Source organism: Wolbachia endosymbiont (group A) of Epagoge grotiana (genome assembly GCF_947251775.1).
Classification (GTDB): domain Bacteria; phylum Pseudomonadota; class Alphaproteobacteria; order Rickettsiales; family Anaplasmataceae; genus Wolbachia; species Wolbachia pipientis.
In genome coordinates this window covers 1,105,594-1,121,318 of the sequence record NZ_OX366387.1, presented here as the reverse complement: position 1 = coordinate 1,121,318, position 15,725 = coordinate 1,105,594, and the positions used below count along the sequence as shown (strand labels likewise).

15 protein-coding genes and 1 pseudogene are annotated in these 15,725 nt (G+C 35.5%); 3 read left to right on the top strand and 13 right to left on the bottom strand.

The features are described 5' to 3' along the window. Positions 1-5: 5 nt before the first annotated feature. The 8 genes and pseudogenes from OPR50_RS05250 to pgsA all read right to left on the bottom strand — a co-directional run bounded on the left by OPR50_RS05250 (position 6) and on the right by pgsA (position 6,807). On the bottom strand, positions 6-1,331 hold the full coding sequence (locus OPR50_RS05250; RefSeq protein WP_265023871.1) for an IS4 family transposase: 1,326 nt from the start codon (positions 1,329-1,331) through the stop codon (positions 6-8). Positions 1,332-1,388: 57 nt separating this feature from the next. Continuing rightward, entirely contained in the window at positions 1,389-1,823 is a 435-nt protein-coding gene (locus tag OPR50_RS05245; protein WP_265023889.1) for a thiamine diphosphokinase, read from the bottom strand. Between the two features lie 39 nt (positions 1,824-1,862). After that, a pseudogene (locus OPR50_RS05240) lies at positions 1,863-2,707 on the bottom strand (SPFH domain-containing protein). 7 nt (positions 2,708-2,714) lie between these two features. After that, positions 2,715-3,653 carry a M23 family metallopeptidase gene (locus tag OPR50_RS05235; protein ID WP_264339421.1) on the bottom strand — a complete coding sequence of 313 codons (939 nt, stop codon included), beginning with the start codon at positions 3,651-3,653 and terminating at the stop codon, positions 2,715-2,717. Then, complete coding sequence (locus OPR50_RS05230; protein WP_155968523.1) at positions 3,650-4,384, bottom strand: YebC/PmpR family DNA-binding transcriptional regulator; 735 nt, start codon at positions 4,382-4,384, stop codon at positions 3,650-3,652. The genes OPR50_RS05235 and OPR50_RS05230 overlap by 4 nt, the downstream gene beginning before the upstream one ends. Before the next feature lie 59 nt (positions 4,385-4,443). After that, the gene (locus OPR50_RS05225) at positions 4,444-5,151 is read right to left on the bottom strand and encodes an outer membrane protein assembly factor BamD (RefSeq protein WP_155968525.1); all 708 of its coding nucleotides are present in this window, start codon (positions 5,149-5,151) and stop codon (positions 4,444-4,446) included. Between the two features lie 60 nt (positions 5,152-5,211). Continuing rightward, complete coding sequence (locus tag OPR50_RS05220; protein ID WP_265023887.1) at positions 5,212-6,153, bottom strand: hypothetical protein; 942 nt, start codon at positions 6,151-6,153, stop codon at positions 5,212-5,214. Positions 6,154-6,264: 111 nt separating this feature from the next. After that, positions 6,265-6,807 (bottom strand): CDP-diacylglycerol--glycerol-3-phosphate 3-phosphatidyltransferase, encoded by a 543-nt coding sequence (pgsA, locus tag OPR50_RS05215; protein WP_012673109.1) that lies wholly within the window; start codon positions 6,805-6,807, stop codon positions 6,265-6,267. 134 nt (positions 6,808-6,941) lie between these two features. Between pgsA and OPR50_RS05210 the strand changes: the two genes are divergently transcribed. Continuing rightward, positions 6,942-8,264, top strand: a complete 1,323-nt coding sequence (locus tag OPR50_RS05210; protein WP_155969552.1) for a malic enzyme-like NAD(P)-binding protein — start codon at positions 6,942-6,944, stop codon at positions 8,262-8,264. Positions 8,265-8,278: 14 nt separating this feature from the next. On the opposite strand, the gene OPR50_RS05205 is transcribed toward OPR50_RS05210, so the two are convergent. Continuing rightward, the gene (locus tag OPR50_RS05205) at positions 8,279-9,151 is read right to left on the bottom strand and encodes a P44/Msp2 family outer membrane protein (protein WP_080717615.1); all 873 of its coding nucleotides are present in this window, start codon (positions 9,149-9,151) and stop codon (positions 8,279-8,281) included. Positions 9,152-9,315: 164 nt separating this feature from the next. Between OPR50_RS05205 and OPR50_RS05200 the strand changes: the two genes are divergently transcribed. Together OPR50_RS05200 and grxD are read left to right on the top strand one after the other, a co-directional pair. Continuing rightward, on the top strand, positions 9,316-9,534 hold the full coding sequence (locus OPR50_RS05200) for a BolA/IbaG family iron-sulfur metabolism protein (protein WP_006280012.1): 219 nt from the start codon (positions 9,316-9,318) through the stop codon (positions 9,532-9,534). Positions 9,535-9,549: 15 nt separating this feature from the next. Next, on the top strand, positions 9,550-9,873 hold the full coding sequence (gene grxD, locus OPR50_RS05195; RefSeq protein ID WP_265023886.1) for a Grx4 family monothiol glutaredoxin: 324 nt from the start codon (positions 9,550-9,552) through the stop codon (positions 9,871-9,873). A 194-nt stretch (positions 9,874-10,067) separates the two neighbouring features. On the opposite strand, the gene fumC is transcribed toward grxD, so the two are convergent. From fumC to murC, 4 genes are all read right to left on the bottom strand, one after another. Further along, positions 10,068-11,462, bottom strand: a complete 1,395-nt coding sequence (gene fumC / locus OPR50_RS05190; protein ID WP_265023885.1) for a class II fumarate hydratase — start codon at positions 11,460-11,462, stop codon at positions 10,068-10,070. Positions 11,463-11,937: 475 nt separating this feature from the next. Further along, positions 11,938-12,960, bottom strand: a complete 1,023-nt coding sequence (gene cgtA, locus OPR50_RS05185; protein ID WP_174515741.1) for an Obg family GTPase CgtA — start codon at positions 12,958-12,960, stop codon at positions 11,938-11,940. Then, positions 12,948-14,222, bottom strand: coding sequence for a phosphopyruvate hydratase (gene eno, locus OPR50_RS05180; RefSeq protein ID WP_182309408.1), 1,275 nt, complete (start codon positions 14,220-14,222; stop codon positions 12,948-12,950). Before eno ends, cgtA begins: the two co-directional genes overlap by 13 nt. A 4-nt stretch (positions 14,223-14,226) precedes the next feature. Continuing rightward, positions 14,227-15,723, bottom strand: coding sequence for a UDP-N-acetylmuramate--L-alanine ligase (murC, locus tag OPR50_RS05175; RefSeq protein WP_265023884.1), 1,497 nt, complete (start codon positions 15,721-15,723; stop codon positions 14,227-14,229). Positions 15,724-15,725 lie beyond the last annotated feature (2 nt).

The following is a 15,725-nucleotide window of genomic DNA, read 5'->3' as shown; positions in this document are numbered from 1 at the left end:
TCAAGTTAAGAGATTGTGAGCAAATTTAGAGAGGTTAAAGTGGATACTCTAGCCCTTCTACGTTTGTCTTTTAATGAAAATCGCGACCAAGTTATAGTGAGTTTTTTAAGAAATGCTTTTAAACTATTAATTTTGGTTAATACTAAAAATAACTCTCTAACCCGCCTTTTTAGCTCAATAAATGCCTTTGTTAAGCTAAGTTCTGTATTCTTTTTCACTTCTGTGCAACCAACTATGCCGTGAAATATAAGAATTGCGCACAATTTAGCATATAGTTCACATAATACTCTGCATGGCTTTCCTTTTAGCTTATCAAGCCTGATATGGCTTTTATACAATTTAAATAATAACTCAATTTGCCACCTTACTCTGTAAATCGTTAATACTTGCTCAGCACTAATTTTATTTTCTGGAACATTAGTTATAAATATTGACCAGTTCAACAATTTTTGATTTCTTTTAGAGGATGTATATCCCTGCGATCTTGCTAATCTATTAGCTTTCCTTCTTCTGGCCATAGACTGTTCTTCAGTTAGTTTCTGACATATAATTCTTACTCTAATTTTTGCTTCTTTTCCTAACAATACCTCGTTTTCTAAAAATAACTTATCCTCTAAACATTCTAATAACTCCATTTTTTGATTTGTTTCTACATCATATATGTTGGTATCGGATTTATAACGACTTATGAAATAAGCTCCTATTTCATTGATTTGTTTAAAAGAACTTGGCACAAAATAACCGAGATCAGATATTAGCAAATCATTGCTTAATATATTACTTAAATGTTTCCTATATCCCTGGTCTGATCTTACCCCCTCCGTTAAATTAAGTTGGTCTATTATCTGATTCATGTAGTCGAAAACTAATTGTAACTTTATTCCAGACTTAGTATTGCTTTCATAGCCACTGTAGCTAGTACCATAACCTTTATACATCTCTTCCATACTGTTAGGTAGAGTAATATAGCTACTGTCCAATAATTTAACACTATTAAATTGCTGTAAGATTTTGCAATCAACTTGCAAGATATTTTTAAAGAGAATCACAGATTCATTATACATCCTTTTCATAAATTCCACTGCTTCTTCAGTAAATCTAAAATCCAAACCTTGTTTTGTTATATCTATCGAGTCCTCGTTTAGTAATTGACACATTGTTTCTACGCTACAATTATCAACTCCTATATTACCCAAGACCATGGCTTTTACGAATGATGAACCTTTTAGCTTTCTCTTTCTTTTTATAAACCTTGTTGTAATTGAGATTTTCTCTGCTTTTTCATTAAAAATTTCTTTGAGCTTTTTTGATAAGCAAGTTATTTTATTCATTGGTTCTCTCACTAAAAGTATATCTGGGAGAACTTATACCTTATTATTCTATCTCTTTCATACCTTTATTTTCTTAACTTGACGCGTATGGTAAAAGATACTATCTGTACTTAGAAAAACGTTAATATTTTGTAGTATATGATCAATTGCTCCTCCAGTAATACCTGTTATTATCGATGGCAGTAACTTCATTGTCTTTAAATGGGCTATGGCTTTAGAAAAGTCACAATAATCTTGATCAGGTAGATATATCGTATTCAAATTAGCACGTAAATCCAGATTTACGCTATCCAAATCTCCTACTACAAGATCAGGTTTTACGCCAATTGATAGAAGCTTGTTTGCTCCTCCATCTACAGCAATAATAGGTATATCTCGTTTAAAAAACGATGAATCAGGTATTTCCCCATTTAGCACAACAATAGAACGATATTGTTGTTGTATGCTACAATGTAGTACATGATTATGAAATGCTTCACGCAGCTTTTGCATCGTAATAACATTTTTGAATAACCGATATTAGCAATTATACTAATTATTATCCAAACTAATCGTTGGTTGTGCATCTTGCTCAGAGATTAGGGCAACCAACAAATTATTTATCAATTGAACCTTTTGCTTGCCATCTAATTGTAAGCTTTTGTTTTTTTCAAAATGAGCTATTACTTCCTCGACAATTCCTATTGCATTTTGCACTATAAGCTTTCTTGCAGAAGTGATAGCATGTGCTTGTTGACGCCTTAACATTGCTTGTGCAATCTCGGACGAATACGCCAAATGCGATATTCTCGCTTCTGTAATCTCAATTCCTGCAATATCTAATCTTTGTTGTAACATTGACTGCAATTCACTCGAAATTTTATCAGAATTTTTACGTAAAGATTCCTCATCGCTTTCGCTGTCATACGGATAGTTACTAGCTAATTCTCTTATTACTGAGTCACTTTGTACAAAAACAAATTCGTGATAGTTGTTAACATTATAATACGCCTTTGCAGGACTGCTCACTCTCCAAACAATTACTGCTGAAATCTCTATTGGACTTCCATTGGCATCATTAACTTTTATTTTTTCTGTGTTAATATTCTGAAATTTTAGGGAAACTATATATTTGCTTGAAAAGGGAAGCGTTACACATATTCCAGACTTAAAATAAGTTCCAATATAATGACCAAAAAATTCTATCACTCTTGCTTCATTAGGGTCATTAATAAAAAATCCTTGAAGAAAAGTCAAAATTGAAACGGCAGCAACTCCAAGTGCAATTGTGCTGTCATATGCCAAAAAAAGCAGCGATAAAATTAATCCTAGCGCTATTAGTACAGGAAAAGCCCGAATTTGACTCAAATTCTATCGTTTATCGTATTCTTATCCATATTGTCTTTAAACTTCTTTTTCACTTGAACTCTCTCTGTTGATCGTTTTGTTTATCTTATTTACAAATAGTTTAAACTCTCTTAATTCATGATCAGGCAATTTTACTTCAGTTTTATGTGCTATCGTAAGCGGATCAATGTGTTTGCCATTATATATAACTTCGTAATGTAAATGGGGTCCTGTTGCAACACCAGTGCTACCAACATAAGCGATGATCTGCCCCTGCTTTACTTTAGAGCCTAACTTTATATCGCCACTAAATCTACTTATATGCGCGTAACAGGTTGAATATTCATTTTTGTGTTTTATTTTGATGTAATTTCCATAGCCACCATTCTTTCCTATATATTCTATCACACCCTCTGCAGCAGCGTATATGGGAGTGCCAAGTTTAGCTGCATAATCCACTCCTTTGTGAAAAGCAATTTTACCGCGAACAGGATGCTTTCTATTGCCAAATTTTGAGGATATGCGATAATCTCCATTTAAAGGATTTGCAAAAATTTCGCCATTTTTTAAGCTTATTCCTTCTTTATTAAAATACCTTTCTTTGCCGTCTTGCGATTTATAATGATATAAACTAATAGCTTTCTTGTTTATTGTCAGTGAAGCATATAAAATTTTTTCTTCAGTCTTCTGATTATTAGGCAATCTCTCAAAAAGAACCTCCAATTTACTCTTCGGCACAATGTCTTTTTTAAAATCAACACCGAAATCTTTATATATGTTGATCAATTTCACCACTGTATTTGGCGCCAACCCTTCCGTGGCAAAAAAGGAAGATTTTATGGTACTGGATATGAATAACAACTTTCTATCACTTTCTGTCGTCAAAGTAGCTTTTTTTTTTCTGATTCCATGCTGGAATGGCTGTGCAAGATCTGTTGATGTTTCAGTAGCATATGCTGGTAAAATACAAAGCAATACAAATATTACCAGCCTCATAGCTTATCAACAAAAGTAAAATTACCTTCCACATACTGTACATCATCATTATCTTCCAGCTCTTCAACCAATGCAGATAATTTATCAATCAACTCTTTATCGCTAATTTCAATCAGATCTTTTGGCTGCCATGAAAGACGAGCAAGTTCTGGTTCTCCGAATTTTGCATAAAAGGCATCGCGTACTTTACCAAAATCTTTTATTTCACAAGTTATAACGTGTAATCCTTCTTTGTCATTTTCCTCAACATTCAATACTTCTAATTCGATTCCATGACTGAATAAATCGTCAAAATTCATACCTTCTGCTTTATAGACGATTAAGCCTACATGATCGAAAAGGTAACTAACACTTCCTGTTTCTCCTAAATTTCCACCTTTACGAGAAAAGATATAACGTACCTCAGAAGCAGTACGGTTGCGGTTATTAGTCAAGGCATGGACAATGAGTGCAGTGCCAGAAGGCCCATGACCTTCATATTGTATTTCCTCGTAATTTTCTCCAGCAACGTTACCAGTTGCATTTTTTATTGCTGTTTCTATTTTATCTTTTGGTAGATTTTCCTTGCGTGCAGCAAATATAGCAGAGCGAAGGCGCGGGTTGAGTTCGGGTAGCCCTTGCTTTGCAGCAACTGCTATTTCTCTAATCAGCTTCGTAAATTTTTGAGAGCGCTTTGCATCCTGAGCACCTTTCCGGTGTTTTATATTTGAAAATTGTGAATGACCAGCCATATTCAAATAGTTAAAAACCTAATTATATATCAAAGCATAGAAAAAGCTAAAGCAAATTTTCAAGCCTCTGGCTTGGCATCTTGCAGGTTTTCTGCTAATAACATACTTTCATACTGCTCAGCTTCTAAGTCAAGGCCAAGGGCTGAATGGGCTGCTACTAAATAGTTAATAGACTTAGAAAAATATTTAGAATCCTTATAGCTTGCCATATTCTGGAAACGCTTAATTGCTGCTAAATATTCACCACGCCTCAGGTAAAATTTACCGATAGAATACTCTTTTGTTGATATATGTTCTGTGATTAATTTTGCTCTTTCCTTTATCTCGTCTACATATTCGCTGCCTGGAAAGAGATTAATGTACTCAGTGGCTAGCTCTAAAGTTTTATATGCAGTTTGCTGTCCAAGTTGCACTTTATTAATTTGCATGTAATAAGATAATACCCTTAAGTAGTATACATATGGTAAATCTTCACCATTTGAATAAACATATATATAATCAGCCATATCACTTGCAGCACTGCTATAGTTACCCATATTATAGTGAGAGACCCCAGATAATAATTTTGCTTTCATTGCCCAATAAGAAAAAGGATACAAATCCTCTATCTTATGAAATGCCCTAATAGCTTGTTTATATTTTTTCTGGTCAAAAAGTTCAACTGCTTCTTCATATAGTTCAGTTTCAGTTTTTTCAAGATCATCCGCATACGATTGTGTAAAGGAGCAAATTAGGAAAATAAAGCACGTGATTAAAGTCTTATACATAAGATTTTTTTCGATCAAAATAAAGTATAGACCTAAATATTACTTAAATAAATAAATTTCTTAGGCAATAGCCGGTCCTTCTTCTTTATAACTACGGTCAGAACTACCTGCATTTCTTGATTCACCTCGTCCTTCCACTTTTGGATCTTTCAGCGTCTTACTGTAGGAATGTATAGTTAAGACCTGTACAGCCATAAAAATTGCAATACCTATCAAGCCTAAAGTAGGTCCAACAGCAGGATTTAAGGACGATGCTAATGCTATTAACATTATCCTTCTTATTAAAAATACAGAAGAACCAGCAAGCGCCAATCCGGCTACAGATATATTGCTAGTTTTCTTGCTAGATTTCTCATCAAGATCAGACTTTTCTGTTTCCTTTTTCTTATTTTTTTCATGCTTATCAATATAAGAAACAAGAGTTGCAAGAAAAGCAATTGCATTGGCAAGAAATAAAATTGCATCCTCTGCTGCTTCAAGTGAAGATGTTTCACCCATTATCATACCTACAATAACCAGTGCAGTTGTTATAGCCTCAATATAGATCAAACACTGACCTATATCAGAAATATTGTGCTCTTTTTCCTTTACTTCCTCTCCATTTTCAATAATCTCCAACTCTCGTTCTTTTTGTGCTATCTTCCTATTATTGTAAATTAAATATAGCGTACAAATAAGAGATAAGACTGTAAAAGGTAATATAGTGTGGCTTAGCGCGCCACTTATCACGCCAAGTAATACCTGATCGCTATATGTTTTTTCCAGTTCAATCGCCATCAGCAATGTAAATGGGACCATTGTTGCCAATGATGCACATTTTCTATATAGCTCTCTTTTTTTTAGTGCTAATAGTTCTTGTTCTAGCCTTTCTCTTTTGACTTCTTTATCAACTGTTGGCCAAAAATCCCAAAAAAACTCTTCTAATGATTCAAAATCTCTTTTTTTCTTATTCTTTCCTGGAACCTTTTTAGTAGAAGAAAATTTGCCACTAGGTATTTTCATAATATTAACCTAATTAGTTGTAAGTTAATACAATTATACACCTTTTTGCTTTCTGAGTCAATATCACTAAGATATTAACTACTCTTGTCTATTAACTATTTCCTAGGAGATTTAATCAATCTGTTTGATGCCGGCTAGGATATAATTATAGCCTGACCACATAGTTATAATAGCTGCAACCCATAAACAAATCGCACCTGTATATTGAATCATATAATAATCGTTCATTATTAGCGCTACTACAGCAACCATCTGTAGAAATGTTTTAATTTTTCCAGCTTTGCTTACAGGTAGACTAACATTTGTAGCTATCAAAAACTCCCGCAAACCCGAGACTAATATCTCCCTACAGATGATGATAATCGATGGTACTATTGTAAAATCATTTATCTTCTGCTTATAAACTAGCATAATTATCGTTGAAACCACTATTAATTTATCAGCAATTGGATCAAATAGCTTGCCAAATTTTGATTGGACTTTCCACGCACGCGCCAAGTAACCATCAAAAAAATCCGTAATGCACGCAAACACAAAGATTGATATTGTTATCAGGCCTGCATATTTATTTTCTATATAAAAACTTAATATTATTGCTGGTACTGCAAGCGCACGAGAAATTGTAAGCAAATTAGGCACGTTTTTCTTAAGCATGTAATACCATTCTACGTAGTAGGTAAACTTATACAGAAGTACACCAGAGTTCACAAGCTAATAGTTTACAATTGAACATTTATAAAAACTCCATATACTTAAAAAATACAAGCTTAAAATATAAGGATGTAATGATGAACGATGATTTAGATAGTACCACAAAACAAGAGGCACTTAATTATCACAGTAGAGGTGGTAAACCTGGTAAAATTTCAATCATGCCAACAAAACCTTTATCTACCCAGTATGATTTGTCACTTGCTTATTCCCCTGGCGTTGCAGCTCCGTGCCTTGAAATAGCTAAAAATCCTGAGGTTGTTTATGATTATACGGCAAAAAGCAACTGTGTTGCTGTCATTTCAAATGGCACTGCAGTGCTTGGACTTGGTAATATCGGTCCTCTTGCTGCAAAACCTGTCATGGAAGGCAAAGCTGTTTTATTTAAGCGTTTTGCTGATATTGATGCAGTTGATATAGAAGTTGGTACAGAAAATATAGAAGATTTTATCAATGCAGTAAGGTACCTTGGGCCAAGTTGGGGGGGGATAAATTTAGAGGATATAAGATCTCCCGATTGTTTTATAATAGAGAAACGTCTGAATGAACTGATGGATATTCCAGTGTTCCATGATGACCAGCATGGAACTGCAGTGGTTGTTGCAGCTGGTATAGAAAATGCTCTTGATATTGTCGGAAAGAAATTAGAGGACGTTAAGATCATTATGAATGGTGCTGGAGCAGCCGGTATTGCATGTTTAGAAATACTAAAGTCCATGGGCGCTAAAAATATAGTGCTGTGTGATAAGCAAGGAGTAATATACAAAGGTAGAAACGAGGACATGAATGAGTGGAAGGAAAAATATGCAATTGATACTTCCGAACGTTCTCTACTTGATACAATAAAAGGCGCTGATGTATTCATCGGACTATCTGCAAAAGATGTGTTAAATGAAGAGATGTTAAAGAGTATGGGCAAAGACCCGATTATTTTTGCTCTTGCCAATCCCGATCCAGAAGTAAGGCCTGAGTTTGCAAAATCTGTGAGGCCAGATGCAATAATTGCAACTGGTAGGTCAGATTACAACAACCAAGTCAACAACGTAATGGGTTTTCCTTATATATTTAGAGGGGCACTTGATGTACATGCAACAACAATAAATGATGAAATGAAAATTGCAGCTGCAGATGCAATAGCAAAGCTTGCCCGTGAGCCAGTACCAGGTGAGATATCTGCAGTCTATGGCGGTCGTAAAATGGGCTATGGACGTGAATATATAATACCTACTCCATTTGACCCAAGATTAATTTCTATAGTAGCTCCTGCTGTTGCAAAAGCCGCAGTTGATTCAGGTGTTGCAAGAAAGGCAATACAAGATTGGAGTAAATATGAAAATCAATTAAAATCTCGTCTTTCTAATGTTCTCAGCACGCTGAATTTACTATCTTCACATATGTAATTTATTGGATAAAGTTAAAAGTGATAAACCAACCCAAACTCTAAGCCATATATGCCAAACCTATTGGTAATGGTTGCAGTTGTTGATTCAACACGTGCAGTTTCATCAACCTTACTTCCTCCACCGGCAGGAATATATCCTTCACCAGCTAGTATCTTTATTCCTGGTACAATATCTTTAAATTGGTTATCAAGGATACCAAAATAGCGTAAACCAGCAAATGCTTGAGTTTGTGCTGTAAGTTGGTGATTGATACCAAGTTTTGCTTGGTAAGCCAAGGCATATCTGGTTTTTCCTAGAAATTTAACCCTAGTTACACCTGCACCAATACCAACATATGGGGTGAATGGCATTTTTGCTATATTAAAATCACGATATACATTGACCATTCCAGCTAAGTTATTAAAACCTTCATTTTTCATCTTAAATGCAGCTCTGAACTCTGCTTCAACACTACAATTTTCTTGAATGTGAATATCAACCTTTCCACTTCTCCAAGGTGAATTGCATTCCGCTCCAGTAGACGCATCATTGTGACGACGAAGTTCAATATATCTTGCTTTTTTCTTATCTGAATAATCTTCATCATACAAGTTAGTCTGAGAATATAAGCCTTCAAACTCAACTCTCATATTTTTGAATAAATACCCTATTGCAGCACTACCGGCAAACCCTGGAACATATTTAGGACTGTATCCAGCTTCAATTCGCTCCTTCTTATTAAAACTAAAAACCCCCTCTGTTATATTGTCACCTGCATCTTCTTTTCCTTCTAGAGAACCTATTGCATTGAAGAATGCTCCAAAATAGTTAGCTTTGATGTAAACATTCTCTAAGTTATTTATTTTATCATCGTAAGATAAGCACCTAAATGAAAAAGTTAGCAAAACCAAAGATATGTGAATTTAAATCTTTCGTCCACCACAAAGCCTCCCTGCATAACTTGTCATTCCATTATTATAGTATGCTTCTATTTTTTATGATAGCAACTTTTTATTGCGCTCAATCGTTTTAGATTTATAATGAAAGTATTGTAATTTAAAGCAAATCAATGACTATTGCAATTCACGAATTAGAGAGGATCATCAAACAATCGTTCCCCGACGCTGATATAAAGATTCATGATCTTGCTGGAGATGATGACCATTATCATTTAAAAATAAACTCCAAGTGTTTTCTTGGAAAGACAAAAATAGAACAGCATAAAATGGTATATAAAGCTCTGGAAGGTCAGTCTATACACGCCTTGCAACTGGAAACTAATACTTAAAAATAAGGTGAATTTATGAGCAATTTTGAACAAATAAAAAAAGATATAACAGAAAATGATGTGGTATTGTATATGAAAGGCACTTCTGATTTTCCTCAATGCGGATTCTCTGGACTCGTCGTGTCAATCCTAAAAAAATTGAACGTGAAGTTTAAGTATATTAACGTGTTGGAGAATGATGAAATACGTGAATCTATAAAAAAGTTTTCTGATTGGCCAACAATTCCACAATTATATATGAAGGAAGAGTTTATTGGTGGTTGCGACATCACTCGCGAGATGTACGAAAAAGGCGAACTGCAAAGTTTATTGAAGGAAAAAAAAATTATTGCGGAATAAGTACCAAGAAACCAGTGCCCAGACGCTGGATAACGTAGTATTGCTATGAAAAAGGATCTTATGTCTTAAACCGTATCCGTTCAGGGGAGCGGCAAAATAAGGTAGACAAAGCAAGATAATAATGTTGATGTTAACACTATTGTCAAGTTTACTGGCCTTTCTATTAGTGAGATTGAAGAATTAAGTGTGAGCGGTTACAAATAATTTACCATTTCTTCTGGTTTCACTATCCTTTCAAACTCTTCCTCAGTGAGCAGTTGAAGTTTTGCTGCTGCTTCTTTTAGAGTGATATTTTCTTTATAAGCAAGCTTCGCTATTTTTGCTGCATTGTCGTACCCTATATGCGTATTTAATATAGTGACCAACATCAACGACTGATTCAGTAAATCTTTTATCCTCTCTTCATTTGCTTTAATACCAACTACACATTTTTCTGTAAAATTTAAACTTGCGTCAGCTAAAAGTCTTATAGACTGCAAAACATTGTAAATTATCACTGGCTTAAACACATTCAATTCAAAATGACCGTTTGAACAACTAATGGTTACAGCAACATGATTTCCCATAACTTGAGTGCATACCATAGTCACCGCTTCACACTGAGTTGGATTCACTTTACCTGGCATAATTGAAGAACCAGGCTCATTTTCCGGTAACATTATTTCCCCAATTCCGCATCTTGGACCAGAACCAAGCAACCTTATATCATTTGCAATTTTCATTAAACTGACTGCTACTGTATTGAGTGTTCCACTGAGCTCAACTAAAGCATCATTTGCTGCTAGCGCTTCAAATTTATTGCCTGCTGAAGTAAATGGAAGGTTAGTAATTTCTGCAACTTGGCTTGAAAAATCTTCAGCAAAACCCTTTTTAGTATTGAGTCCCGTGCCAACTGCAGTGCCACCTTGTGCAAGCTCATATATATCACTTAAAGTTGATTTTACTCTCTCTATCCCCTTTTTAATCTGGACTGCATAGCCAGAGAACTCCTGTCCTAGTGTTAGGGGCGTTGCATCTTGCAGATGAGTACGTCCTACTTTTATTATATCTTTAAATTCCTGAACCTTATTATCCAGCACCTTATGCAATTTTTCAAGATTTGGAATAAGCAAGCAGTTTATTTGCTCTGCTGCTGCTATATGCATTGCTGTTGGAAAGGTGTCATTTGACGACTGACCATAATTCACATGATCATTTGGATGTATCGGAGATTTACTACCCAAATTACCACCTAAAATCTCTATTGCGCGATTGCTGATCACTTCATTCATATTCATATTAGTCTGCGTTCCGGATCCGGTTTGCCAAACAACAAGCGGAAATTCATTATTAAATTTGCCATCTATTACTTCCTTTGCGGCTGCGCAGATTGCGTCCCCTACCTTATTATCTATGCTACCCTGCTTCATGTTAACATGTGCTGCTGCAAGTTTTACTATTGCTAATGCTTTAATCAGAGGCTCTGGCATTTTTTCTGTGCCAATCTTAAAATTTTCTAAAGAACGCTGAGTCTGCGCTCCCCAGTAATGTTCACTTGGTACTTTTACTTCCCCTAAGCTGTCTGATTCTATTCTCGTCTTTCTATCCATATTTTCCTCCTGGTGTTATGCAAACTGGTTCACTACATAATTTTTTCATGCCTACTTCTTGGTTAATTAAATCATACTAGATCCAAGTAGTCAAGTGTACGAACATTGCAATTTTCAGGTAACTTGCATGGTAGATGTACAACTGTACGAACATTGTCTAGCAGGAGGGTGTCATCCCAGCGCCCCTATGATGTCATCACAGTGCTTGACACTTGGATCCAGAAATTTTATTAAGTTGGTAAGCATAAAAGTAGCCGTTTTATGTTAAAATACAACGTTTTGATGATTATGAAAAGGCTGGATCCCAGTGTCTGGGCACTGGGATGACACCATCTGCCACGCAAATTGCCTGCAAATTGCAATGTTCGTACAGTTGTGTGGTAGATGCAAGTAGCTGACACTGGGATTTGTTGTGTTTAACAAAAACAAATGTTCGTACAAATATATTCTAGTTATATGATAAAATAAATGAAATTCACATCTTAAAAGGATCATATACATCGATTTCCTTAGAATTACTCTTTTTCAATTTTTCACTTAATAATCTTAAAATAGGCTGTAAATCACCATTAATTGATAAGCACAGCACTTCTTTATTGAGATAATTAGCTAGGTGATTCTTCTTTTCCAGAATTTCTGCTTCCCTCAATAAGTCGCATTTGTTTAATACTACAATCTCTTCTTTTTCAACAAGATCACTATTGTAAAGTTCCAATTCATTATGGATACAACTATAAGCCGAAACAACGTCATCGTGAGTTACATCGATTAAATGAAGTAAAATTTGACACCTTTCTATGTGCTTTAAAAATTTATGCCCGAGCCCAACTCCAAGGTGAGCATCAGTAATTATTCCAGGAATATCTGCTATTACAACTTCGCTATCATCCACTTTTACCATGCCTAAATGAGGTCTTACGGTGGTAAATGGATAATCGCCTACTTTTGTATCGGAATTTGAGCAGCGAGTCAAAAATTTTGATTTACCTGCGTTTGGCATGCCAATAATTCCAACATCTGATAAAACTTTTAGTTTTAATAATACATGTTTTTCTTCGCCAGGCTGACCGTAAGTAAAATGTCTTGGTGCCTTATTAGTAGAAGATTTAAAATTAGTATTTCCAAGTCCACCTTTTCCACCCTGTGCTACTTGAAATTCCATACCAGGCTTGTCAAGGTCTACTATTATCTCTTCACTTTCTTCATCAATTATTTGTGCACCGACTGGAACTTTAAGTATAACGTCTTTCCCTGCTGTGCCAGATCTATCCCTGCCTGCACCATTTTTTCCACTATCTGCTTTAATGTGTCTTCTATAACGAAAATGAAGCAAAGTGTTGAGATTAGCGTCGCTGATGAAAACTATGTTTCCACCCTTTCCTCCATTACCACCATTTGGACCACCAAATTCAACGAACTTTTCTCGACGAAAACTTGCACAGCCATCACCACCGTCACCGGCTTTTAAACACAATTTTACTTCGTCTATAAAACCCATGCTAACCCACGATAATATTTAGCATCCTTTCCTAACGTGCTTTCTATTCTCATTAGCTCATTATACTTCGCGAGTCTATCAGAACGCGATAGCGACCCGGTTTTTATTTGCCCGCAATTTGACGCAACTGCTATATGAGATATTGTTGTGTCTTCTGTTTCACCTGAGCGATGAGAAACAACAGCTTTATAGCCATTTGATTTTGCCATTTCAATAGCAGCAAAAGTTTCTGTTAACGTCCCTATTTGATTTGGCTTGATCAGTACAGCATTTGCCATTTTTTCCTCTATTCCTTTGCATATCAGTTCACAATTTGTAACAAACAAATCATCCCCAACCAATTGAATTTTACTCCCCAATTTTGCAGTAAGTAATTTCCAACCTTCATAGTCGTCTTCACTCATTGCATCTTCTATAGAAATTATTGGATATCTTTTCACAAGATTACAATAATATTCAGTCAACTCTTCTGAAGTAAGCCCCTTACTTTCAAATTCGTAAATTCCATCTTCATAAAAAGTAGATGAAGCAACATCAAGGCCCAGTGCAAAATCACTTTGCGCTGAATAACCTGCTGATTCTATAGCGTATATGATCAAGTCAAGTGCTTCTTCAGTGCTTTCAATATTTGGTGCAAAACCACCTTCATCTCCTACGTTTGTGCTATAACCTTTTTTCTTAAGAATGCTACGTAAGTTGTGGAACACCTCCGCAGATATTCTGATAGCTTCACTGAAAGTCTCAGCACCGACCGGAAGAATCATGAATTCTTGGAAATCGAGCTTATTGTCTGCATGTACTCCACCATTAATTATGTTAATGAGTGGAACCGGCATAACACTCATCTGCTCTCCTCCCAAATATCTGTAGAGCGGCATATTGAAGCTGTTTGCTGCTGCTTTTGCAACCGCAAGAGACACACCCAAAGTTGCATTTGCTCCAAGTTTAGATTTATTTTTTGTTCCATCCAGTTCAATTAATGCTTTATCAATTGCATTTTGGTCCGCTGCATTCATTCCAATGATTTCATCTGCTATTATCCCATTTACAGCTTGAACAGCTTTCAGCACTCCCTTACCACAATACCTTTTCTCATCTTGGTCCCTGAGTTCCAAGGCTTCTAATTTACCGGTTGAAGCTCCAGAAGGTACAGATGCCCTGCCTATTGCACCATCACAGAGCTCAATTTCTACCTCAATAGTGGGGTAACCCCTGCTATCTAAAATTTCTCTTGCAAATACGTTATTGATTATCTTATTCATTACATTAAACCTTAACTTCCGCAATAAGTGCTGCAGTTTCCTTTGCCAATTTAGCTATATTACTACCAGCACCAATAAATAATACTATATCACTTGGACTTGTCGAATCACTAATAAAATGTGAAATGAGCAAAGCATCATTCATAATTTTTGTGTTATTAAATCCATTACTGATTAAAGCTTTTTGTATATCATCAATCCCACAACCAGGAATAGGCTTGTCTTCTGGGGGATGAACAGGAGTGAGGATGACATAATCAAACATCATGAAAATTCGTATGAATTCATCAAAAAAATTACGAATGCGGGCAAAACGAAGTGGTTCGATAATTCCTATTACTTTTCCTTTAGTAATCGAACGTGCAGCCGTTAAAGTTGCATATATTTCATTTGGATGATGGGCATAATCCTCAATTAACTTAACACCTTTAATATCGGCAATCAAAGAGAATCTTCTTGCTACTCCTTGAAATTCCAAAAGGCCTTTTTTAATATCTGCATCGCTAATTCCGAGCTTTATCGCAACTGATATTGCAGCTAGGGCGTTGCTTACTTTGTGAATTCCAATTGCATTTGATAGTACTATGTTTTTTAAAGGGCTGGATCCCAGTGTCACGCACTGGGATGACATCTCTGTACACTTTCCTTTTGTCATTCCAGCACGTAATGCTGGAATCCAGTTGTTCAACACATCAAATTCTATGCTGTTAGCATGCTGTTTAATGTTGCTGGCTCTTATGCTACCATTCTCAAACCCAAACGTTATAGAATTACCCGCATCATAATCGATGTCTACAGAATCAGGTAAAACTGCAGAACCTGCATTATTCACGAATTGGGAAAATGCATTTTTGATATTATCAAATGTGCCGTAATAATCTATGTGGTCATTGTTAATACTTGTTATGACAGCAATCTTTGCAGGGATTTTTAGCATAGTTCCATCAGACTCATCAGCCTCGATCAGAAAAGTGTCACTCCCTCCAAGTTTGAAGTTGCTCTTATAGGAATTTAATATCCCTCCTACAGTTACAGTCGCATCAATGCCAGAATGATCAAAAATGGAAGCAATCATAGCGGTTGTTGTTGTCTTTCCGCTCGAACCTGAAACCGCTATCACATATTTATCTCTTAAAAGTTCAGCAAGTATGTCTGATCTATGCAAAATGGTTTTATTGTTATTTTTTGCCGCAATTAACTCCACATTATCAGATTCTATCGCAGAAGAATGTACAACTATTTGAGCTTGGCTTATATTATCAGCATTGTGACCAATATAAACCTCTATACCCAGCTTTTGTAACCTATTTATATTGTCGTTTGATTGTGCATCACTACCTTGAACTTTGTAATTGGAATTGTGAAGAATTTCAGCAATGGCACTCATTCCAATTCCACCTATACCAATAATATGTATTATTCCTTTTTGAGTTTTGTTAATATTTAGCAGTAGATGTTTACTCATTACTAAATTTATTATAGTATAATTTAAAATCCTCATAG